The sequence below is a fragment of the Sphingobium sp. CR2-8 genome, from assembly GCF_035818615.1.
Lineage (GTDB): Bacteria > Pseudomonadota > Alphaproteobacteria > Sphingomonadales > Sphingomonadaceae > Sphingobium.
Window position 1 is genome coordinate 2,170,873 of record NZ_JAYKZY010000002.1, and the last position, 19,604, is coordinate 2,190,476.

Below are 19,604 nucleotides of genomic sequence, written 5' to 3' on the forward strand. Positions count from 1 at the left end.
CAAATCACGATCGTCCTGACCAGCCGCTAATGCCGTCATCTGGCGTCAACCGCTCGCTTCAGTCAGGCGCATCTGGCCATCAACCGGCCGCCAACGATACCCAAAGAAAAAGGGGGCGGTCCGTGAAGACCAGCCCCCAATTCTGTTTCCATTCCGAGGAATGGAAATCGGCTTACATGCCCGAACCCGGACCGTAGCTGATTTCCACGCGACGGTTCTGGACTTCGCGAACGCCGTCCGCGGTGTCGACACGCGGCTTCGATTCACCGAAGGCCTGGGTGGTGATCACACCATCAGGGATACCCTTCGAGGCCAGATAGGCCTTGACCGAGTCAGCGCGGCGCTGCGAGAGGCCGACGTTGTAGGAAGCGGCACCCGAACGGTCAGCGTGACCGGCCAGCATGACCTGTGCGCTACCGCAGCTGCTGTAGGCCGAAACCGCGTTGTCCAGGATGGTGCCAGCGTCGGGCGTGATGTCCGACTTGTCCCATTCGAAGAACACGATGTACGGTCCGGGGTTGCATTCAGCAACCGGCGGCGGGGGCGGCGGGGGAGGCGGCGGGGGCGGCGGGGGCGGCGGCGGGGGCGGCGGCGGAGCAGCCGGTTCACCACCGAAGTTGTAGGTCAGGCCGAGCAGGACGCTATGCGTACGCAGCTTGGTTTCGCCCTGGACGCCCGCGCCGGTGTAGACGCTGTTGAAAGCCGGGATCAGCTTGATATCGTCCTGGTTGAAGAAACGATACTTCAGCGAAACGTCGACATTGTTGGTGACCGGATAACGGACGCCAGCAATAGCCTGCCAGGCGAAGCCGGTGTCGCTGTCGTTGACGATGTCCGAAGCCAGCTTGCCGCGCGATACGCCGACGCCGCCGCCGACGAAGCCCTGCAGGCCATCATCGGGACCGAAGTCCAGCAAACCGTTCAGCATGAACGAAAGAGCCGAGGCCGCACCGCCGAAGCCGGTGTCGCCCAGGTCGATCTTGGCGCGCTTGTAGGCTGCTTCAGCCTCCAGGCGGAAACCACCGAAATCGTAACCGATATTGGCGTCGAAGTCATAACCCTTATGGTAATCGATGCCGGGAACGGCACGGTTACGGGGCGCGGTTGCGCCCGGGAAGGTCAGGTTCTGGTCTTCGACCAGCAGGACGCCGGCGTCGACGCCAACATACCAGCTGTTGTCACGCGCCAAGGCCGGAGTGGCCAGAGCGCTGGTCGCAAGCGCAGCCGCGAGGGCAAGCTTCCGCATTTGAATTCCCCTTTCAAGAGTGTCACGAAGGACTGCTGAAACCCTGTATCCGCAAGAAGGTTTCATAGCAAGTCCACAATTAGTGAAACCGTTGCAAAAATAACGCACTAGCCCGGCTTTAATGAGGTATCCAAGCTAATAATGCCATTAATTAGACTAATGAATCACAGCTGCAACAACAAAAACACAAAAACGTAATATTAGCTCTCGATCAGGCCGTGGGTGCGCAAGGCGACCAGAATGTCTGCGACGGTAGAGCGTGCCTCCGCGTCAATCACGGTTCCGCCATTTGGGGCGTGGATGGCCGCCATCCTTGGCCCGACGACCCGTTTTTCGTCTATATAGAAGCCGTCTTCCCTGATTTGACCCGGCCGCCATTCGCCGCTGTCATAACATAAGTCATGGCCTCGGTCCGCCACGGCGACGCGCAGGTCCGCGCGCGGCGGAACGAAACGCCACCCTCCTTGCGTCCACAGCGCCATCGCGCCCGCCTGCCCGGCCCAGCCGCCCGACGCGCCCGCCGCGACGATCCAGCATTGCCCGACCACCGGCGCACCGGGCGGCGCGCTCAGGTCGGCGCTCTCGACCCGCCCGTGCAACAGCGCATCGATCAGCGCCAACGCCTCATTATGATAGACTTCCTTCTGCGCCTGTCCTGCAAACAGCAGCGGCAAGGCCCAACGCGGCGTCCCATCCATAATCGTCTCTCCCTCTCTATAACGCGCCGTCAGGCGATGAAGCCAATCTGTGCGATACGTCCCTGCGCCCATGTGCCCAGTTGGCGCACCTCCAGCACCAGCGACTGGCCGCCGGTCCCGTCCGCGCCGATCATCGCGCCGTCATAGGTCCATTGCGGCCTGCCCGTTTCCGCGCTCCGCACGATCCGCTCCCCATCCATCACCGTGATGCGATAGCGCTCGACCTCCTCGCCCAGCGGCGCGTCGCCCCCATTGCTCCACCGCCATCCCGCACGACTGCGCCTGACCCAGCCGAAGACATGCCCGCCGCCCTCGGCCCGACCCGTCAGATGCACCGGCGACGGCGGCGTCAACGCCGCCCCGCCGATGACCAGTCCCGCCTCGACCGGCTCGACATCGCCCAGTCCGACCGCCGCGACCCGCAGCGGCGCGCCCGTCTCCCCGACCATCCCCAGCGCCACCAGCCGTTCCTCCTCGATCAGCAGGAAAGGCTCGCCCACGCCATGCGCCGCCATCGCCCATTCGGTGCCGCGCAATCCGCGATGCAGCCCGCTCAGCCGATAGCTGGCAGGCCCGGTCCGCACCGCCGTTTCGAACTGCACCAGTTCCTGCCCCACCAGGCACAGGTTTCGCCCCTGCCCCAGCGCCGCGTCATCCGCCCCGCCCAGCACCATGTCCCACGCCAGCAACGTCACCGACAGGCTATGCCGCCGATCGACCAGCGTCCCGCCCCCGACCGGCAGGGCGCCCAGCGTCGTCCCCATGATCGCGCGCGGCGCGCTGCGGCCGACCGGCGTCGCCTCCCCGCTCCCGCTCATCATGAATAGCGCCGCACTGCGCCAGCCCTCGCCCCCGCTCGCCGCCGCGACCAGCAGCGGCGCGGTCGCCGCACCGTCCTTCAACTGCGGCAGGTCGGCCAGTATCAGCGTCGTCACACCATGCGGCGCATCGGCCTGCCGCACGATCGCGCCCGAAGACGCCCCGCTCGGCAACGCTCCGCCCGCGCCTGGTACCCGGCGCAGCGCCAGCCGCACCGCCATCGCTTCCCATTCGCGCTCCTCGATCCGCCACAGCCCCGGCACGTCCGCCACCGTCACCACCGCGCCCGGCGCAAAGGCCAGGCTGCGCCAGTCGCACCGCAGCGTCATCGTCGTCCGGCCGGTCCATGCCTCGGCCAACCGCGACGCCACCAGGCCCCGCGCCGCATCCGCCGCCATCACGACGGGCAGTTCCATTCCCTGCTCCTGCCGCCCCGGCCCCGGCCGCGTCACCCGCTGCACCCCGGCCTGATAGTCGCGCGCGGCATCATAGTGGCGCAGGCTCAGCGCCACCGGCACGCCATCGGCCGCCCCGCCCGATCGTTCCACAGAATCGATCGCCCGGCCGTTCACCCGCCGCGCCAACGCCTGCGCGTCGATCATGCCCTCCGCAGCGCCCGCCGCAACCAAATGCATGCCCCCTGCATCCGACCGCAGCGCCAGCCCATGCGCCTCGACCAGCGGCGCGATCGCCGCGCGCACATCCGCCCCGCTCGCGGCATAGCCGTCCACTTCGGCCAGCCCCCCGCCATCCAGCCGCCCACAGCTCAGGTCCATCGCCAGCGCGCCGATCGGCACCGCCCCGTCATCCGCCGCCACCTCGAACGTCAGCGACGGAATGCGATTGCCATAATCGGCCAGCGCCAGATCCTCGAACACGACATAGGCGACACCGCGATGCGCCGGGGTCAGCGCTATGCCCTCCGCCGCCGCGATCAGCGGATCGACCGGCTGGTCCTCCCCGCCCGCATGCAGGCGAAAGCCCGACAGCTCCGTTTTGAAATCCCCTGCCACCCCGCGCAGCAGATTGCCGTCGGCCCAGATCCGCCCGACCGACCGGATCGCCCGCGCCGACAGCGCCACCGCGAAACTCGCCGAATAGGCATAGCTGGTCACGCTCGGCCGCCCCTTGCCGCCGCCGCTCTTATTCTTGACCTCTTTCAGGTCGGTCGCCCAGATGACCGTACCCGCCACCCGCATCGTCCCGAACAGCCGGGGCAGCTGCGTCCCATAGGTCGACGTCTGCACCTGCAATTCGGACAGGCGCGCGCCCTCCCGCCCCTTGGGCCGGAACAAAATCTGGCTGTCGAACACATTGCCGATCAACCCGCCGATCGCCGCGCCGATCGGCCCGCCCAGCGCGGTGCCCACCGCCGTCAGCACTACCGTCGCCATATCCCGCTCCCCCAAACAAATGTATCCAACAACTGGCTAGATCATGCCCACCAGCCGATGACCGGCCATGGCGACACCCCCGGCGTCTCCACCACGCGCCCCAACCCCGCATGGGCATGGATGAAGCCGTCGCCCGTCGCGATCATCAGATGCAGTTGCAACGGCCCCGGCCGCACCAGCGCCAGGTCGCCCGGCCGCCCCACGTCCACCGGCCGCAACCCCGCCGCCCGCAGCCAGTCCTCCGCTCGCCCGACATCGCCACTGCGCAGCCCATAGGCGCAGGGCGCGTCCCGCCCCATCGCCAGCGCCGCCAGCCCCACGCAATCCAGCCCCATTGCGCTCCGTCCATGTAACCGGAACGGCACCCCGATCAGCGCCCGCGCGCGCGTAATGACACTCATGCGCCGGGATAGCGGGTCAGCAGGTCCATCCCCGGCAGATAGGGTTCCCCACGAAAATTGACCGCATTGCCAAAACGCCCCGCACAAGTTCCCAACTGCCGGTCACACCCTTCCGTCAACAGCGCCAAAGTCCCCGCCGCCACCGCAAAGGCCGGCGGATCAGCCAGCGTCACCCCTTCCGCACCATTGTCCACCACCCCCTGCGTCAGCCCCGCATTCGCCCCGCTCAGCCAGCGCAACGTCCCGAAGGCATAGGCCCCCGCCGCCAGCCCGCTGACCGCCACCGCGCCGTCCGCGACGCCGTCCACCGCCACGATCCTGCGCCGCCCGGCCATATCCACGCGGCACGCCCCGTCGCCCAGCCTTGCCCTGCAATCGGGCGATGTCGACGGCGCGACCGGCGCGCTCAACACCGCCGCCGCGCTCAGCAGTTCGGCGGTAAAGCCGCCCCCCTTGCGCGCCACTGCGCCAATCTCGCCTTTCGCCAGCAGCAGCCACAAGGCGCCCGGCGTTTCCCATTGCGTCAGCCGCAATTCCAGCGCGGCCCCGTCCCATCGCCCGGCCATCAGGTCGACCTCGCCGATCGCATCGCTCGACAGCGCGCCCGCCACATCGCTATCCTCGCCGTCCAGCCCGATCCCGCTGCGCACGGCAGACGGCGTCATCCCCGGCGCGGCGCGATAGGTCAGGCCCCCGATCGCCAGGTCGCGATCATGGCTGGTCAGCCCGATCGCCACCCCGTCCCGCCGCTCGATCCGCCAGCAAAAGGCCAGCGTATTGAGCGGCTGCCCCAGCTCTTCACTTTGGCTCATCGCCTCCACGCTCATTCGCGTATCTCCACCAACGGCACCGACGGCGCTTCGCCCGCTGCAAAGGTTGCGCGGTTGATATCCAGCCGATCCTCGGCAAAGCGCACCGGCACGTCGAACCGGTAGCCCGCCGTCAGCACCACACCCGCATCCGGCGCATCGTCGAAGGCAATCACGCCCAGCCCGGCATGGCTCCACCCCTCGTGCAACTCCACGCCATCGGCCGCCACGCGGATGCTGCCCGCCACCGGCCGGGTGATGACCCGCGCCTGCGCATCCTCCCCCTCGCCATAATAGCGCATCAGCGGGAACTCGGCCCGCACACCGTCGCCGATTCCCAGCCGCTGGTCGATCGGCCCCGGAGCATCCCCCGGCGCGCCGCTGCGATCGTCATAGGGATCGGTGAAGCGGAACCCCCGCGCCGCGCCCCGCCGCGCCCGGAAAAATGCGATCAGCGCGGCGATGTCCGCGTCCGACCGCACCCCCGGTCCCGCGTCGAAGGACAGGCGCGCATCGGCCCAGTCGCTGCTGCGCCGCTCATGCCCCGATGGGCTTTCGACGATCTGCGTCGAAAAGCTCGGCGACAGGCTCGTCTCCCGCCCGATCGCGATCGGAAAGACTATATCGTCAAAGGCTTGCACATCATCCTCCCCATCGATCCTGAAGCAGGTGAAGCCGTCGCGGCACACCTGCGGCAACGCCCAGATGAAGGTCTGCGCCGTGCCCCGCGCGACAGCCGCCTGCGCCGCCGCCGCGATCCGCGCCCATTGGTCCGCCTGTTCCGGCAACAGCACGAACCCCGCCAGATAATGCTGCTCGGCCACCGGATAGCCCAGCCGCTCGGTCGCCAGCGCGATCCCCCGCCCGGTCAGGCTCCGCCGCCCCTCCGTCACCCAGTCATAATCTTCCAGTTGCAGCACGTCGAAGGCCGGCGACGCCCAGCCCACCGGCATGTTCGCCCGCTTGGCGTCGGGCGCGCGCGGGTCGAGAATGGTCGGCAGATAGGCCAGCAGATGCGTCACCGCCCCCGGCGCTGCGGCCTTCACCGCCGCGCACAGCGCCGCCGTCGACGCCGCCAGCAAAGCCCCCGCCGCATCCAGCAACGCGCGTTGCGCCGTATCCTTCGGCCCCCAGATGCTGGAAATGGACACCATGCTCGCGCCTAGCGCCGCCCGCGCCGCATCGTCATACAGGCATATCCGCCCGTCGCCCGGTATCACCCACCACCAGGGTTCACCGACCTGAAACAGGATCGGCAATCCCGCCTCCAACCCTATGGCAACAAAGGCCGTCGCGATCGCCTGCAAATAGGCCATCGCCCCGCCATGCGCAGGCGACAGCAAAGTCGACGGCGGCGCCCATCCGGTCAGCGCCGGATCGCCATTCTCCGCCCGCTGCTTCCAGTCGTTCCAGCAATGCGCGTCGAACAATTCATAGGACAGCGACCAGATCAGGTCGAACCCCAACGCCTGCGCCCGCGCCGCAAAGTCCCGATGCCACGCCGCACAGGCCGCGTTCAACGCCCCGCCGCCCAGGCTGACGTACAGCCCCTCACCCAAGCGTTCGAGCCGAAAATAATGGCTCATCCCTACATAATGGTTGATCGCCCCGCGATAGCCCAACGCATGGATCGCGCTCACCACCCGCTCGGGCGTCTGGTTGAAACAATCGTCATAGCCGGTCGCCATCGACAGCCCGTGCTCAGGCAGCATCACGTCACCCATAGCCAGCACCGATCCCGCCCCGTCGCAGGCGATCCCGCTCAGTTCCGCCCACCCCTCGACCGCCGCGGCAAAAGGCGTATCGCCCTCGTCATAGCCCGGCGGCACCAGCGATATGAACATCCGATCGACATCCCCGGCCCACACCGGATCGCTCTCGTCCGGCAGGCGAAAGCCCCCCTCCAGCGCAGCGAAATCCAGCCTGATCTCCGCATCTTCCGGCGTACCGCGCGCATAGTTCCATAGCCGCACATACCAGGCGCGCGGGATTCCCGCCGCATCGCGCCCCTCGATCGTCAGCGTCGGCCCATGCGTCTCGTCCAGCTTGCGCAAGCCCCCGCTGCGCCAACGGAACGACAGCACGCAGTCGCGAAAATCCCGGTCCGTCTCATAAGCCAGCAGCGGATGGCTCCACCGGTCCTGCGCGTCCCAGATCAGCCCCGCCAGATCCCCCGACCCATAGAAGACCGCATCCACCCGCAAAGCCTGTCCTGAGCCTGTCGAAGGGGCATCTGCCGCGCTGGTCACCACGCTCGCCATCATTGGCCGCGGAAAATTGACGGTCCAGTGCGTCGCGGCAAAGCGCTTCACCCAACGCGTCTCCTGCCCGCGCCTTGCGTCCGTCAGCCAGTAATCGATCCTGCCCATCAGCCCAGCGCCCCGTTCACCGCGATGCTCACCCGCACGTCGCGCCCGCCACCGCCGCCATGCGCCATCACCTGTCCGCTGCTCGTCGGCACGAACATCTCCGGCCCGCGCTCGCCGACCATATAGGCCCGCCCCGGCGCCACCGGCCCGCCCGTCGCTCGCCCCGGCAGTCCCAGCGCGGACGTCAGCAGCGACGCGCCCAGACTCGCCAGCCCGCCCGCGCCGCCGCTTCCGCCGCCACCCACCGCCGATCGCAAGGCGCTGGCGGCAATCTCGTCCAGCACGCTCATCGCGATCCGCCGCAGATCCTCGAAGCCGAACTTGCCCGTCCGCACCGCGCGCAGCAGCCCCTGCTCGATCCGCCGCCCCGCCCGGTCGGCCCCATCGGCCAGCGGCCCCTCCAGCCCCGCCCGCATCGCCTCGACATCGCGGCTCAACCCCTCGCGATCGGCCCGCACCCGCACGACCAAAGTCTCGATTTCCTCGTCCATGTCCCATGGCTCCCTATGAGTTCCGTTCGCCCTGAGCCTGTCGAAGGGCCTTTCTTTTTTGGCGGCGCTTCGACTCGCCGCAGCTGGAACGCTGCGCCTAATCCGGCATCACCCCCATCAACCGCTTGAGCTCCGCTCCATCCACGCCCTCGTCCGGCGCCGCCTCCCCGCTGCCCACGCGCAGCACCGCGGCCAGTTCCGCCGGGGTCGCGCGCCAGAACTCGTCCGGCCGCCAGCCCAGCAGCCACCCGGCCACCCCCGCCAGCCGCCCCGCGCCGTCCGCAAAGCGCGTCACTTCCCCGCCAATATCTGCTGCAAGATGGCCTTCAGCACCGGCGTCACCTTCGCCAGCCCCACCGCGATCACCGCCTCGCCCAGCGCCTCGCGGCTCAGCCGTTCCCGGTCCACCAGGCAATGCCAGAACAGCGCCACCAGATCGGCCAGCGACAGTTTGCCGTCCGCCGCCCGTTCCACCAGATCGAACAGCGGCCCCAGTTCCGCCTCCGCCGCCACCAGCGCCGCGAAACTCGGCCGCAACGCCAGCGTCTCGCCGCCCAGCACCAGCGCCGCCTCGCCGCGCTCCGGATTCACCAGCGCGCTCATTCGCTCACCACCGCGCCGCTGCTTTCCAGGCTCAGCGCATAATTACGCTCGCCATTATAATCCCCGGCATAGTCCAGCCGCGTGACCAGAAAGCGCCCGCGCATCCGCTCGCCGCTTTCGAAACTCAGTTCATACTGGTCGATCGTGCCCGACAGCGCGTGGTTGCGTATCCGCACTTCGGCCGCAGAGCCGGTGAACAGCCCCGCCGCCGACACGCTGACCGACCGCACCCCCGCGCCCGACAGCAATTCGCGCCACCCGCCCGAATCCTTGCTGGTGATGTTCACCGCCTCGCCGTTCACCGACAATTGCGTCGTGCGCATCCCGGCCACCGTCGCATATGTTGCGGGCATGTTGCCATCACCCACTTTCAACAGAAACGCACTTCCCTTTTCGACGCCCATGGCGCATTCTCCAGCCAAGCGATGCCGACACGCGAAGCACCCTGCTTCCGCCCGGAAAATCGCGATAAATTAAGAGACTCGGATGGTGTTCGACCATCGGGTCGCAGCGGCCCGCCGCCGCTTATGGAGAGGTTATGATGATTGTTGCTGCTTCACTCGTGATGATGCTCGCCGCCGCCCCGTCGGCCGACCCCGTCGGCACCGGCCGCAGGGAATTTTCCAAGTGCCTCAGCGCCCAGGTACAGCCCTCGCTCGACAAGAAATTGTCTGCCGGCGATTTCCAGGCCGCCCTGAAAAAGACCTGCGCCGACAAGGAAGCCGCCTTCCGCGCCGCCATCGTGGCCTCGGACAAGGGCGACAAGATGTCCGACGCCGCGGCCAACAGCGACGCCGACGACCAGATCTCCGAATATGTCGACAAGATCACCAGCGAATATGAAGAAAGCAGCCGCCCCAGCTGACGCACCCCCACCCACGCAGAACCTTCCTCTCTCCCTCGCGGAAGGCCCCCCATCTCTCCCCTCGGGGAGAGATGCGAAGGCTTGGCAGCTTGCTGCCTGGCCGAAGTTGAGAGGGGGCAGTCCCCGCCACAGGACACGGCACCACACCGTTCCCCGGCGCAGGCCGGGGCCCAGCTTCACACTCCGCGCAGAATCACGCCCACCCAACATCACCCTCCCCGTTCCCCGGCGAAGGCCGGGGCCCAGTTCTGACCTCCGGCCTGGGCCCCGGCCTGCGCCCCGGCCTGCGCCGGGGAACTGATGGATGCCAATCCGCGCCTCACCGGCACACCTCTCACCCCTCCCACACGACCCGCAACCGATAATCGATCACCGCCCGCCATCCCATGGGCGCGCGCCCATCCTCGCGCGCCACCCGCGACCGGATCAGCCGCGCAGTCACGATCCGCCACCCGTCCTGCATCGGGGCGCTCGCCAGCGCCGGATCGATCCGCGCGATCATCGCGCCCAGCCGCCCCGGCGTCTTGTCCGGGCTGCGCAATCCGATCGTCAGCCGCACCTCCCGCCCCGCGACATCCTTGCCGCCCCAGTCCGCGCCGATCGCCTCGCCGACATGGCCATAGGGCGCGCTCGCCCGCCCCGGCTCGCCGTCGAACAAGCCGTTGAGGCCCGCCATCAACACCGCATCCGCGCGCAGGGCCGCGATCACCGCCGCCCGCGCCGCCACTTCCGCGCTCATGGCCTGCCCCTCCCCGCTTCCCGCAGCGCCAGGTCGCGCCACCATCGTTCGCTCAGCCGCGGCGCGGACGCGCGCACGGCCTCGCCCTCGACGCCCGCCGTCACGCCCTCGTCCCCCAAAGCCGCCGCGATCCGTGCCCGCCGCAACGCCGCCCGCGCTTCCAGCAGCGCCATCAACTGCGCCTTCATGCCAGCCGCATCCGACGGAAGGGCCGCCACAGCGCGCTCACCACGGCGGGCGGCGCGGCGCTCTCGTCCCCCGCGCCAGGAAATGATCGGCGGCCAGCCGCACGACCCCCTGCCGCAACGGCTCGGGCAGGCCCTCCAGCGCATCGGCCAGCCCCGCGCGATAGCGCACCTGCAACCGCCGATCGTCCCCCGCCCGGGTCGCCCGTACCCAGCCGTCACCGCTCGCATCGATATCGATCGCATAGGCGCTCACCGGCAAGGCCTGCGCCACCCCCGCCGTATCGACCACGTCCACGCCCTCGATCGCGATCACCGGCCGTGCCGACAGCCTCTGCCAGCCGCCGCCGCCCGCCACCGTCTCCCGCACCCCGCGCCGCACCAGCCATTGCCCGGTAAAGCGCTCGCACAGCGCCGCCGCGCTGCGCAGCAATCCAGCCAGCACCGCGTCATCGCCCCCCGTCTCGATCCGCAGATAGGCCTTCAATTCCTCCAGCGGCGCGGCCAGCCCGCCGCTCTCCAACTCTTCCACCATCTCGTCCGCGCTCCCCGCCCGCATCCATGCGAAAGGTGGCGGGGCGCCAAGCCCCGCCACCCGTCCGGTCCGATCAGGACGCGGCGAATTTCATCAGCTTGATCGCCTCGCTGTTCGCCACCGCGCCGCCGATCCGCTTGACCGCATAGAAATGCACGAACGGCTTGTTGCTGAACGGATCGCGCAGGATGCTCGTCTCCTGCCGCTCGGCGATGACATAGCCCGCCTGGAAATTGCCGAAGGCGATCGACAGGCTGTTCGCGGCGATATCGGGCATGTCCTCGGCCTCGACCACCGGATAGCCCAGCAGCGTCGCAGGCTGTCCACCGCTCAGCCCCGGCTGCCAGATGAACGCCCCGTCGCTCGTCTTCATCTTGCGCACCGCCGCCAGCGTGGCGCCGTTCATGACGAAGCTCGCTCCCTGGCGATAGGGCGCACGCAGGCTCTGGACCAGGTCGATCAACCGGTCCTGCGGGTGCGTCGCGGCAAAGCCGCCCGCCGCGCCCGACGCCACATATTGCAGCGACCCGAACGCCCGCGCCGCATCGCCCTCATTGGTCGTGGCATAGGTCAAAAAGCCCTTGGGCTTGTTGACGCCATTGCCGTTGACGAAGGCCGCGCCCTCCGCCGCCGCAAACTCATGCGCGATCTCGCCCGCCAGCCAGGCTTCGACATCGAACTGCGCATCGTCCAGCATTGCCTGCGATGCGGCGGGATTGGCGAACAGTTCGCCCCCGGGCGGCGCGATTTCGTTGAAGGTCGGCGTCCCCGTCTCGGCCCGCGCGCCCGTCTCGCTCGCCCAGCCCGACACGATCCCGCCCGCCGTCACCAGCTTGCGATAGCCCGCCGTGCCCGTGCGCACCACATTGGCGATGGCCCGGATCGGCGAAATGGCTTTCAGCGTCGACCCGATCAGCTGGTCGATCTCGCGCGGCACCGCATAGCCGCCCGCGCCACCGCTCGCGCCGGAAAAGCTCTTCAGCTCGACCCCCGCCTCATGCCCCTGCCGCAGATAGCGATCCACGAACGCCGCCCGCGCCGGATCGACCGCACCGCCCTTCACCCCGTCGAGCGCCGGCCGCTGCTGCGCCAGCAAAGCCCCCTTCAACGCCGCAATCTCGCCCTCCAATCCCTCGATCCGCTCCCCCTGCAACACCGCATCGAAACGCGCGTCCAGTGCGTCCGTCACCTGATCCGTCATACCTGTCTCCACGAAAAAGGGCGGCCCCAACGGACCGCCCATATTGTCCTCTCCCCCCTTGGAGGAGCGGATACGATGCCTCACCGGCCAAGCCGGTCAGGCGAAGTTGGAGAGAGGAACAGCGCCCTTGCCGCCGCTCAACCCCTTGCCCATAAAGCCACTATGTCCTTCAACCTTGCTACCGACGGCGCCCAACATATTCCCGCCGCGCTCGACACCACGGCACTCGCAACGATCGAAGCCGCCCTCTCAATCCAGCCGACAGAACGTGCTGGTATACGCCTCTCCGCTCTTCCCACGCTTGAGGCTTTGCTCAAGCCCGTCGGCGCGATCGGATGCCATGCTGCCGCACATATGGGAGACGATGCCCGCCCGGTGCGCGCCATCCTGTTCGACAAAAGCGAAACGACCAACTGGGCGTTGGGCTGGCATCAGGACCGTACGATCGCCGTAGCTGCTCGGATCGACACACCTGGTTTTGGACCATGGACCGTCAAGTCCGGCATCCAGCATGTCGCCCCGCCGCAACCGTTGCTTGATCGGATGCTGACCCTGCGCATCCACCTCGATCCGGTCGACGCCGATAATGCCCCGCTACTGATCGCGCCTGGCTCCCATAGGCACGGTCGCGTCGCCGAACACGATATCGCTTCCCTCGTCACCCGATATGGAACCCATGCCTGTCTCGCTACACGGGGTGATATCTGGCTCTACGCGACACCAATCCTCCATGCGTCTGAGGCTGCGTCCAACCCGCGTCATCGCCGCGTCCTGCAACTGGATTATAGTGCCGATCCGCTGCCAGCTGGCCTGGAATGGCTCAGCGTCTGATCCTCCACCCCGATCACCCGCGCCAGCGGCTGCATCGGATGCGTCACCAGGCTGACCTCCACCAGTTCCAGCCCCAGCAGTTCGCGCGGCCCAGCCCCCCGCGCAGCCTTCACCCGATAGCCGAACGACAGCCCATCCAGCGCCCCCGTCGCCAAAGCCGCCGCCGCCTCCCGCCCCGCAGCGGTCCGCCGAGACACCCGCCCGATCACCCGCAACCCGCGCTTGTCCTCGCGCGCCGTCTCGATCCGCCCGATCACGCTCCCCGGCCCGTGTTGCCACAATAGCGGCACACCTGCCGCATCGATCGGCCCGAACGCGCCCGCCCGCACCACGTCGCCGCCCCGATCCACCCGATCGAACACCGCCGCATAACCGGCAAACCGCACATCCCCCCTCATGCCCTGACCAGCCCCAGCAACCCCACCTTCACCGCCACGCCCAGCAGCACCAGCGCCAGGACGATCCGCACCGCCCAGCCGATCACCGCCCCGCGCGCCGCCTTCTTCGCGTCGCGCCAGGCCGACAGCAATTCACGCAGCTCGCGCATGTCCTCCTCCGCCCGCCGGTCGGCCAGCCCCAACCGTTCCAGCGCCCGGCCCGCGCCCAGGTCGCTCGCTTCCTCGATCAGCGCGCGGATCACGATCATGTCGCCACCGGGCAGTCCGCGCCCCTCGGCCTGCGCCACCAGCCGCGCCAGCATCTCTTCTTTCATCGCCCCACCTTTCCTCGGGCGCACTGCGCGCCTATCTGTGCGCGCATGAAGCGCACCCATCGCAAAATCCTGATCGTCCTCGTCCTGATCATCCTCGGCGCCATCGCCTGGCATTTCGCCCTGTTTCGCGCAGGCGACTGCCTGATCCAGGGCGGCCGCTGGAACTGGGACACCGGCTTCTGCCGCCTCGATTCCCTGGCCCAGCCGCCGATCTGAAATTTCTCGGAGCAGCGGAAAACCCGGCGCAACACAAAAGCCGCCAAAGGCGGCCCCTCACCCTTTTCTCCGCGTCCCCGCGCCTCCGCGCGCCTCAAATCCCCAACAAGGCCTTCTTCTCCTCCGCCGAGAGGAAATCCGCCGCCGCAACCCGCTCCCAATAGGCCGCCCGCTCGTCCGACAGCGCAGGCACCGCGTCCAGGTCCGCCTCGAGGCTCAGCCCCGGCCACCAATCGTCCAGCCCCTGGGCCAGCGCACCCGCAATCTTCGCCACCAGCGGCAGGATCGTCTGTCGCCACAGCGCCTTGTTCGCCTCGCGATAATTGGCGTAGCTATTGTCGCCGGGCAGCCCCATCAGCATCGGCGGCACCCCGAACGCCAGCGCGATTTCCCGCGCCGCCGCGCTTTTCAGCCCCACAAAGTCCATCTCCGCCGGGGTCAGGCTCATCGCCCGCCAGCTCAAGCCCCCCTCCAGCAGCATCGGCCGCCCCGCATTGGCCGCGCCCGCAAAGGCCACTTCCATCTCGCGCTTCACCCGCTCGAACTGTTCCGGCGACAGCACCGATCCGTCGCCCGGATCATAGACCATCGCGCCCGACGGCCGCGCCGCATTGTCCAGCAGCGCCTTGTTCCACACGCTCGCCGCGTTGTGGATCGCCACCGCGCCCGCCGCCGCGCCGGTGCAGCCCAGCCCATAATGATCGTCCAGCGGGTGCATCGCCTTGATGTGCAGCACCCCCGTGCGCCCCGCGCCGTCCTGCGGCGACAGGCGGGTCACGCTCTCCCCCACGCGATAGAGATAGGCCGCAGGCCATCCCCGCGCATCCGCCTCCACGCTGACCCGTTCGGGCCGCAGCGCATAAAGTTCGGCGGGCATCCCGTCCGCCCCGGCAATCACCTGAACATAGGCGTTGCCATGCAGCAGCAGATGGCAGGCCAGCGTCTCCACCAACCCCTGCCCGGCGGACGCCCGCCCGACCAGCGCCGATATGCGGCCCGCATCCTCCACGCCCCGCACCTTGATGGCGCAGGCCCCCGCCCCTTCGGACACCAGCCGCATCGCCCGCTGCGCCACCGCATTGCCCATCACGCCCGCGCGCAACTGCGCCTCGTAACTGGCAGGCCACTCCCCCAGCGCCACCGCGCCCGTCCCCCACGCCCGCGCCAGCACCGGCCGTGCATCCGCCTGCGCCGCTTTTGTCCCGAACCATTTCATGCATTGTCCCCCACAACAAAAAACCCTCTCCCCACGGGGAGAGGGATAGCGAAGGTTGGCGGCGTAGGCCGCCTACCGAAGCTGGGAGAGGGAGTCGCTCCCCCTCAAATCAAATCACCGATTGCGCGCCAGCACCCGGTCGCACACGCTGTTCGTGCCTTCGCTCTTGCCGATCACCCGGCCCGCCAGCGCGCCCGCGCCCGCACCCAGCAAGGTTTCGCCCAGGCTGCCACCGGCCAGCACGCCGACGCCCGCGCCACCGGCCGCGCCGATCAGCGTGCCCTTGTCGCGGCCCTTCTTGCCCTGGAGCAGGCAGTAGCGCACATCGTCGCGATCGCGCGGCGCGGCGCGCGCCACCCGCGCGCGATCCTTGCTGTTCAGGCTCGCCGCCAGAACCGGAGACGCCATCACCGACAGGCCCACGACAGCCGCGCAGAATTTGGCCATCTTCATCGTCACTACTCCATTAAAAAAACATGATGGCGCAGAAACGACCCGCCCCGTCCGCCGGTTCCCGACCGACGGGGCGATCCGCATCGTCAATCCACGTGCGACACGAACTGGTCCATCGGCCGCCGCACCTTCTTCAGGTCGGCCAGCCAGTCGCCTTCATCCGCGCGATAGCCCAGCGGCATGATCGCCACCGACCGCAGCCCGCGCGCGCGCAGGTCCAGAATCTCGTCCAGTGCATCCGGATCGAAGCCCTCCATCGGCGTCGCATCCACCTCTTCAAAGGCCGCCGCGGTCAGCGCGATGCCCAGGCCGATATAGGCCTGTCGCGCAGCATGTTCGAAATTGGTCTGCGCATCACGCTGCGGATAGCTGCCCAGCAATTGCTGGCGATAGGCCTCGAACCCTTCGTTGCGGAACCCGCGCTCGTCATTGACCAGGTCGAACATATGGTTGATCCGATCGGCCGTATAATTGTCCCACGCGGCAAAGACGATCAGATAGGACGCATCCACGACCTGCGCCTGGTCCCAGGCGATCGCCCGGATCTTTTCGCGCACGTCCTTGGCCGTCACTACGATCACCTCGAACTGCTGCAACCCGCTCGACGTCGGCGCCAGCCGCACCGCCTCCAGGATACGGTCCAGCACATCCTGCGGGACCTTCTTGTCCGGGTTCATCTTCTTGGTGGCATAGCGCCAGTTCAAACGGTCGATCAGCATGGGCACGTCCTCGCAATTATGAAGCACCGGCCAATGGGCCAGGCGCGTGACGCCCGCATGTAAAGCCCCGGACCGGAAATTAAAGATTCCATATCGAAACCGATGATTTCCAAGTCGGTGCTTCACGCGAAGTCGCCAGCCTGGACGCGCGAAACATCACAACGTCTGCAGACACCTGGAATGCGCGCCTTCTACTCCCCTCCCTCATAGGGAGGGGCTGGGGGTGGGTAGGCGCGCGAAGCGCGCCCATCCCCCCTCACATCACCCGCACCTGCGCCGCCCCTCTCTTCCCCAGCATCAACTCGCTCAGCGCCCACACCAGCGCGTCCGCCCGATCCGGCGACCGTCCCGGCCCGACATAGCCACCCCCCGCGATCAACCCGCACATCTGGTCCTCCAGTTCGGGAAAGGCCCCGCGATGCGCCACCCGCCCGGCCTCGTACAGGGCCGCCACCGGCTCCGCCCGCGCGGATTTGCCCCGGCTCGCATGAACCAGCTTCACCGGCATGTCCTCCTCCGCCGCGCGCAGCACGCTTTCCACCATCGCCCCGCCATTATTCGCCTCGGCCACCACCCGGTCGGCCCCATGCACCAGCGCCGCCGCCGCCACCGCCCGCGCCCAGCCTTCGGGCGACTGCCCCGCGACACTGGCGTCGGCGATCACATAGGCGCGCCCGTCGCCCCCGGTGCCCGCGACCACGATCCCGCACGCGTCGCCACCAGCCGACGCGGGCGGATCGACCGCCACCACCACGCGGGTCAACACGCCCGGCACATGGCGCGCCCGGCACCGCTCGATCAGATCGCGCGTCCACAGCGCGCCCTCCACCTCCGCGATCAGTTCGCCATCCAGCTCCTGCCGCCCCAGCCGCGTACCGCCATAGCTCGCCGCCATGGCGTCGACAAAGCCCTCCGCCAGATGCGCCGCATTCTCCGCCGTCCGCCCTCCCGTCACGACCACATCGTCGCCGTTCCGCGCCACCAGCCCCCGGACCAGCGGCACCGGGCGCGGGGTCGTCGTCGCCAGCACGCGCGGCCTGCTCCCCAGCCGCAATCCCATCATCAGATTATGCCAGGCCGCCTCGCCGTCGGCCCATTTGGCGATCTCGTCGGCCCAGCCATGGCTGAACTGCGGCCCGCGCAAACTCTCCGGCTCGGCCGCGCCGAACAGGGTCGCCATCGCGCCATTGGGCCAGGTCAACTTGCGCAGCGCGGGCGCATAGGCCGGCCGGTTCCACCAGGGCGCGATCGACAACAGCCCCGACGCCCCCTCCACCATCACGCTGCGCGCCTCGCCCAGCGTCGCGCCCACCAGCGCGATCCGCGCCGTGGGATCGGCCTCCGCCACCATCCGCACCCATTCCGCTCCCGCCCGCGTCTTGCCGAAGCCGCGCCCCGCCATCATCAGCCAGATGCGCCAGTCGCCCGCGGGCGGCAATTGCCCCGGCCGCGCCAGATACAGCCATTCATGCGCCAGCCGCTCGGCCGCCGCCTGGTCCAGCCGCTTCAGGATCGCCGCCCGCGCCCGGCTGCTCTCCCCGGCCAGCCACTCCTGATCCGAAACCCGCATCGCCCGCCCCCGTGAAAACTGAACCACCCTATGGGTTCGCGCAGAGGCGCAAAGAACGCAGAGACGAAAAAGGCCGCCCAAAGGCGGCCAGACACTCTCCCCGACTGCGCCGCGCAGCAACCCGCCTGCGAACGGGATACTCCGCGTCCTCTGCGCCTCTGCGCGCAAAAAACCTATTTGCGCGCCGCCATCCCCCCGAACGTCACCAGACTTTCCGCGCCATCCTTGCCGACCGCCGCGACGCCGATGAAATGATCGTCCACCACGATATCCTTGAGCACCACCTCGGTCGCGCCGGTCACGTCCCGGCTATCGGTCCAGTCCTGCGCATCGGCGCGTCGCCAATAGACCTTATATCCGCTCGCCCCCGGCACCGCGTCCCAGAAGACCCGCGTATCCATCGACAACGCCCCATCCAGCGAGACGCTGGCCGGCGCCGCCGGAGCATCCGCCAGCCGCCGCAAAGTCGCGACATTCAGCGCCGTCACCTTCGCCAGATAGGGAAAGTCCATCCCCTCGACCGTATCGCCATAGACCCGCCCGTTTTCGGTGCGCAGATCCTGATGCTGCCGATCGTAATTTTCGATCCCCACCGAAAAGCGCACGGCCGGAAAGCCCAGGTCCAGGAAGGGCGAATGGTCGCCACCCCGCCCGAACCGATCGAAGCGCCGCACCGGAAACACATCCAGCCCGATCTGCGGATTCCCCTCGGCAATCCCGTCGATCGCCTTGGCCAGCGCCCGCGACGGCCCGTCATCCTCGCCGCCGATCGCCCGCCGCGTCGCGCTCGCCTTGGCGTCGTCGCCCGCGCGCATCCCTTCGGAAAAGACCCGCACCCGGTCGGCAACGACCTGCCCATTCTGGCCGACCGTATTCCCGACGATATCGTTGTTCAGCATCGCCCGCACCTGCCAGCCGCGCGCCTTGGCCGTGGCGGCCAGCAGCTTGCCGCCCCACAGCCCCTGCTCCTCACCCGACAACAGCGCATAGACGATCGTCCCGTCGAACGTTTCGCCCGCCAGCACCCGCGCCGCCTCAATCACCAAAGCGGTGCCCGACGCATTGTCGTTCGCGCCCGGCGCATCCCCGGTCACATTCATCACATCGGTCACGCGACTGTCGATATGCCCCGCGACGATCACCACCTGGTTAGGATCACCCGTCCCCTTCTGGATCGCCAGCACGTCGACCACCTCGACCCCGTCCGGCGCGCGCGGCCCGGTAAAGCGATCCGCGATCGTCTCCACGGTCAGGCACCCGCCGCAGCTCTTGCCGATCTTCGCAAACTCCGCCGCGCCCCATCGCCGCGCCGCGCCGATCCCGCGCTTGGGATCGGTCGCCGAAGACAGCGTATGCCGCGTCCCGAAACTGACAAGCTTTTCGACATCCGCCTTCAACCGCGCCGGATCGGGCGCGCGCCTCTGTGCAGGGGCCGAAACAGCCATGGTGGAACACAGGGCGGAGGCAGCGGCCAGCAGGATCATATGTCTCATGCCCCCGGTCTACCGCCTCTTGCCTGTCTGTAAAGCCGC

General features: G+C 68.4%; 23 protein-coding genes and 1 pseudogene. 3 read left to right on the top strand and 21 right to left on the bottom strand.

Annotated elements, in window-relative coordinates; translation table 11 throughout:
- Window positions 1-172: 172 nt before the first annotated feature.
- From U5A82_RS14450 to U5A82_RS14495, 10 genes are all read right to left on the bottom strand, one after another.
- The gene (locus U5A82_RS14450) at window positions 173-1,246 is read right to left on the bottom strand and encodes an OmpA family protein (RefSeq protein ID WP_326291537.1); all 1,074 of its coding nucleotides are present in this window, start codon (window positions 1,244-1,246) and stop codon (window positions 173-175) included.
- Window positions 1,247-1,446: 200 nt separating this feature from the next.
- Complete coding sequence (locus U5A82_RS14455; RefSeq protein WP_326291538.1) at window positions 1,447-1,944, bottom strand: DUF2793 domain-containing protein; 498 nt, start codon at window positions 1,942-1,944, stop codon at window positions 1,447-1,449.
- A 29-nt stretch (window positions 1,945-1,973) separates the two neighbouring features.
- On the bottom strand, window positions 1,974-4,157 hold the full coding sequence (locus U5A82_RS14460; RefSeq protein WP_326291539.1) for a phage tail protein: 2,184 nt from the start codon (window positions 4,155-4,157) through the stop codon (window positions 1,974-1,976).
- 41 nt (window positions 4,158-4,198) lie between these two features.
- Entirely contained in the window at window positions 4,199-4,558 is a 360-nt protein-coding gene (locus U5A82_RS14465; RefSeq protein WP_326291540.1) for an NlpC/P60 family protein, read from the bottom strand.
- The gene (locus tag U5A82_RS14470) at window positions 4,555-5,370 is read right to left on the bottom strand and encodes a DUF2163 domain-containing protein (protein WP_326291541.1); all 816 of its coding nucleotides are present in this window, start codon (window positions 5,368-5,370) and stop codon (window positions 4,555-4,557) included. Before U5A82_RS14470 ends, U5A82_RS14465 begins: the two co-directional genes overlap by 4 nt.
- Before the next feature lie 11 nt (window positions 5,371-5,381).
- Window positions 5,382-7,736, bottom strand: coding sequence for a DUF2460 domain-containing protein (locus tag U5A82_RS14475; RefSeq protein WP_326291542.1), 2,355 nt, complete (start codon window positions 7,734-7,736; stop codon window positions 5,382-5,384).
- Window positions 7,736-8,227 carry a tail tape measure protein gene (locus U5A82_RS14480; RefSeq protein ID WP_442802174.1) on the bottom strand — a complete coding sequence of 164 codons (492 nt, stop codon included), beginning with the start codon at window positions 8,225-8,227 and terminating at the stop codon, window positions 7,736-7,738. Before U5A82_RS14480 ends, U5A82_RS14475 begins: the two co-directional genes overlap by 1 nt.
- A gap of 97 nt (window positions 8,228-8,324) precedes the next feature.
- Window positions 8,325-8,522, bottom strand: coding sequence for a phage tail assembly chaperone (locus U5A82_RS14485; RefSeq protein WP_326291543.1), 198 nt, complete (start codon window positions 8,520-8,522; stop codon window positions 8,325-8,327).
- Window positions 8,519-8,830, bottom strand: a complete 312-nt coding sequence (locus U5A82_RS14490; RefSeq protein ID WP_326291544.1) for a gene transfer agent family protein — start codon at window positions 8,828-8,830, stop codon at window positions 8,519-8,521. The genes U5A82_RS14485 and U5A82_RS14490 overlap by 4 nt, the downstream gene beginning before the upstream one ends.
- Window positions 8,827-9,234 (bottom strand): phage tail protein, encoded by a 408-nt coding sequence (locus tag U5A82_RS14495; protein WP_326291545.1) that lies wholly within the window; start codon window positions 9,232-9,234, stop codon window positions 8,827-8,829. The genes U5A82_RS14490 and U5A82_RS14495 overlap by 4 nt, the downstream gene beginning before the upstream one ends.
- A 137-nt stretch (window positions 9,235-9,371) precedes the next feature.
- Between U5A82_RS14495 and U5A82_RS14500 the strand changes: the two genes are divergently transcribed.
- Complete coding sequence (locus U5A82_RS14500) at window positions 9,372-9,695, top strand: hypothetical protein (protein ID WP_326292949.1); 324 nt, start codon at window positions 9,372-9,374, stop codon at window positions 9,693-9,695.
- Window positions 9,696-10,029: 334 nt separating this feature from the next.
- On the opposite strand, the gene U5A82_RS14505 is transcribed toward U5A82_RS14500, so the two are convergent.
- The 4 genes and pseudogenes from U5A82_RS14505 to U5A82_RS14520 all read right to left on the bottom strand — a co-directional run bounded on the left by U5A82_RS14505 (window position 10,030) and on the right by U5A82_RS14520 (window position 12,355).
- Entirely contained in the window at window positions 10,030-10,434 is a 405-nt protein-coding gene (locus U5A82_RS14505; RefSeq protein ID WP_326291546.1) for a DUF3168 domain-containing protein, read from the bottom strand.
- Window positions 10,431-10,622 (bottom strand): hypothetical protein, encoded by a 192-nt coding sequence (locus tag U5A82_RS14510; protein WP_326291547.1) that lies wholly within the window; start codon window positions 10,620-10,622, stop codon window positions 10,431-10,433. The genes U5A82_RS14505 and U5A82_RS14510 overlap by 4 nt, the downstream gene beginning before the upstream one ends.
- Window positions 10,619-11,154, bottom strand: a pseudogene (locus U5A82_RS14515) (head-tail connector protein). Before U5A82_RS14515 ends, U5A82_RS14510 begins: the two are co-directional and overlap by 4 nt.
- A gap of 73 nt (window positions 11,155-11,227) precedes the next feature.
- Window positions 11,228-12,355, bottom strand: coding sequence for a phage major capsid protein (locus U5A82_RS14520; RefSeq protein WP_326292950.1), 1,128 nt, complete (start codon window positions 12,353-12,355; stop codon window positions 11,228-11,230).
- A 162-nt stretch (window positions 12,356-12,517) separates the two neighbouring features.
- On the opposite strand from U5A82_RS14520, the gene U5A82_RS14525 reads away from it, so the two are divergent.
- Window positions 12,518-13,186, top strand: coding sequence for a phytanoyl-CoA dioxygenase family protein (locus U5A82_RS14525; protein ID WP_326291548.1), 669 nt, complete (start codon window positions 12,518-12,520; stop codon window positions 13,184-13,186).
- Here the strand turns inward: U5A82_RS14525 and U5A82_RS14530 are convergent.
- Both U5A82_RS14530 and U5A82_RS14535 read right to left on the bottom strand, forming a co-directional pair.
- Window positions 13,138-13,584, bottom strand: coding sequence for an HK97 family phage prohead protease (locus U5A82_RS14530; RefSeq protein WP_326291549.1), 447 nt, complete (start codon window positions 13,582-13,584; stop codon window positions 13,138-13,140). The genes U5A82_RS14525 and U5A82_RS14530 overlap by 49 nt on opposite strands.
- Window positions 13,581-13,898, bottom strand: a complete 318-nt coding sequence (locus tag U5A82_RS14535) for a DUF6127 family protein (RefSeq protein WP_326291550.1) — start codon at window positions 13,896-13,898, stop codon at window positions 13,581-13,583. Before U5A82_RS14535 ends, U5A82_RS14530 begins: the two co-directional genes overlap by 4 nt.
- A 45-nt stretch (window positions 13,899-13,943) precedes the next feature.
- On the opposite strand from U5A82_RS14535, the gene U5A82_RS14540 reads away from it, so the two are divergent.
- On the top strand, window positions 13,944-14,114 hold the full coding sequence (locus U5A82_RS14540; RefSeq protein WP_326291551.1) for a hypothetical protein: 171 nt from the start codon (window positions 13,944-13,946) through the stop codon (window positions 14,112-14,114).
- Between the two features lie 94 nt (window positions 14,115-14,208).
- Here U5A82_RS14540 and U5A82_RS14545 read toward each other — a convergent pair whose 3' ends face one another.
- From U5A82_RS14545 to U5A82_RS14565, 5 genes are all read right to left on the bottom strand, one after another.
- On the bottom strand, window positions 14,209-15,330 hold the full coding sequence (locus U5A82_RS14545; RefSeq protein ID WP_326291552.1) for a phage portal protein: 1,122 nt from the start codon (window positions 15,328-15,330) through the stop codon (window positions 14,209-14,211).
- A 114-nt stretch (window positions 15,331-15,444) separates the two neighbouring features.
- Window positions 15,445-15,783 carry a hypothetical protein gene (locus tag U5A82_RS14550; RefSeq protein ID WP_326291553.1) on the bottom strand — a complete coding sequence of 113 codons (339 nt, stop codon included), beginning with the start codon at window positions 15,781-15,783 and terminating at the stop codon, window positions 15,445-15,447.
- Window positions 15,784-15,869: 86 nt separating this feature from the next.
- Window positions 15,870-16,502, bottom strand: a complete 633-nt coding sequence (locus tag U5A82_RS14555) for an NAD(P)H-dependent oxidoreductase (RefSeq protein ID WP_326291554.1) — start codon at window positions 16,500-16,502, stop codon at window positions 15,870-15,872.
- A 256-nt stretch (window positions 16,503-16,758) separates the two neighbouring features.
- Window positions 16,759-18,072, bottom strand: coding sequence for a DNA-packaging protein (locus U5A82_RS14560; protein WP_326291555.1), 1,314 nt, complete (start codon window positions 18,070-18,072; stop codon window positions 16,759-16,761).
- 173 nt (window positions 18,073-18,245) lie between these two features.
- On the bottom strand, window positions 18,246-19,565 hold the full coding sequence (locus U5A82_RS14565; RefSeq protein WP_326291556.1) for a M28 family peptidase: 1,320 nt from the start codon (window positions 19,563-19,565) through the stop codon (window positions 18,246-18,248).
- Window positions 19,566-19,604: the final 39 nt, after the last annotated feature.

Excerpts from the sequence above, each read along its gene's own strand:
- U5A82_RS14450 (WP_326291537.1), bottom strand. The coding sequence starts at position 1,246 with ATGCGGAAGCTTGCCCTCGCGGCTGCGCTTGCGACCAGCGCTCTGGCC.
- U5A82_RS14455 (WP_326291538.1), bottom strand. The coding sequence starts at position 1,944 with ATGGATGGGACGCCGCGTTGGGCCTTGCCGCTGCTGTTTGCAGGACAG.
- U5A82_RS14460 (WP_326291539.1), bottom strand. The coding sequence starts at position 4,157 with ATGGCGACGGTAGTGCTGACGGCGGTGGGCACCGCGCTGGGCGGGCCG.
- U5A82_RS14465 (WP_326291540.1), bottom strand. The coding sequence starts at position 4,558 with ATGAGTGTCATTACGCGCGCGCGGGCGCTGATCGGGGTGCCGTTCCGG.
- U5A82_RS14470 (WP_326291541.1), bottom strand. The coding sequence starts at position 5,370 with ATGAGCCAAAGTGAAGAGCTGGGGCAGCCGCTCAATACGCTGGCCTTT.
- U5A82_RS14475 (WP_326291542.1), bottom strand. The coding sequence starts at position 7,736 with ATGGGCAGGATCGATTACTGGCTGACGGACGCAAGGCGCGGGCAGGAG.
- U5A82_RS14480 (WP_442802174.1), bottom strand. The coding sequence starts at position 8,227 with ATGGACGAGGAAATCGAGACTTTGGTCGTGCGGGTGCGGGCCGATCGC.
- U5A82_RS14490 (WP_326291544.1), bottom strand. The coding sequence starts at position 8,830 with ATGAGCGCGCTGGTGAATCCGGAGCGCGGCGAGGCGGCGCTGGTGCTG.
- U5A82_RS14495 (WP_326291545.1), bottom strand. The coding sequence starts at position 9,234 with ATGGGCGTCGAAAAGGGAAGTGCGTTTCTGTTGAAAGTGGGTGATGGC.
- U5A82_RS14500 (WP_326292949.1), top strand. The coding sequence starts at position 9,372 with ATGATTGTTGCTGCTTCACTCGTGATGATGCTCGCCGCCGCCCCGTCG.
- U5A82_RS14505 (WP_326291546.1), bottom strand. The coding sequence starts at position 10,434 with ATGAGCGCGGAAGTGGCGGCGCGGGCGGCGGTGATCGCGGCCCTGCGC.
- U5A82_RS14510 (WP_326291547.1), bottom strand. The coding sequence starts at position 10,622 with ATGAAGGCGCAGTTGATGGCGCTGCTGGAAGCGCGGGCGGCGTTGCGG.
- U5A82_RS14520 (WP_326292950.1), bottom strand. The coding sequence starts at position 12,355 with ATGACGGATCAGGTGACGGACGCACTGGACGCGCGTTTCGATGCGGTG.
- U5A82_RS14525 (WP_326291548.1), top strand. The coding sequence starts at position 12,518 with ATGTCCTTCAACCTTGCTACCGACGGCGCCCAACATATTCCCGCCGCG.
- U5A82_RS14530 (WP_326291549.1), bottom strand. The coding sequence starts at position 13,584 with ATGAGGGGGGATGTGCGGTTTGCCGGTTATGCGGCGGTGTTCGATCGG.
- U5A82_RS14535 (WP_326291550.1), bottom strand. The coding sequence starts at position 13,898 with ATGAAAGAAGAGATGCTGGCGCGGCTGGTGGCGCAGGCCGAGGGGCGC.
- U5A82_RS14540 (WP_326291551.1), top strand. The coding sequence starts at position 13,944 with ATGAAGCGCACCCATCGCAAAATCCTGATCGTCCTCGTCCTGATCATC.
- U5A82_RS14545 (WP_326291552.1), bottom strand. The coding sequence starts at position 15,330 with ATGAAATGGTTCGGGACAAAAGCGGCGCAGGCGGATGCACGGCCGGTG.
- U5A82_RS14550 (WP_326291553.1), bottom strand. The coding sequence starts at position 15,783 with ATGAAGATGGCCAAATTCTGCGCGGCTGTCGTGGGCCTGTCGGTGATG.
- U5A82_RS14555 (WP_326291554.1), bottom strand. The coding sequence starts at position 16,502 with ATGCTGATCGACCGTTTGAACTGGCGCTATGCCACCAAGAAGATGAAC.
- U5A82_RS14560 (WP_326291555.1), bottom strand. The coding sequence starts at position 18,072 with ATGCGGGTTTCGGATCAGGAGTGGCTGGCCGGGGAGAGCAGCCGGGCG.
- U5A82_RS14565 (WP_326291556.1), bottom strand. The coding sequence starts at position 19,565 with ATGAGACATATGATCCTGCTGGCCGCTGCCTCCGCCCTGTGTTCCACC.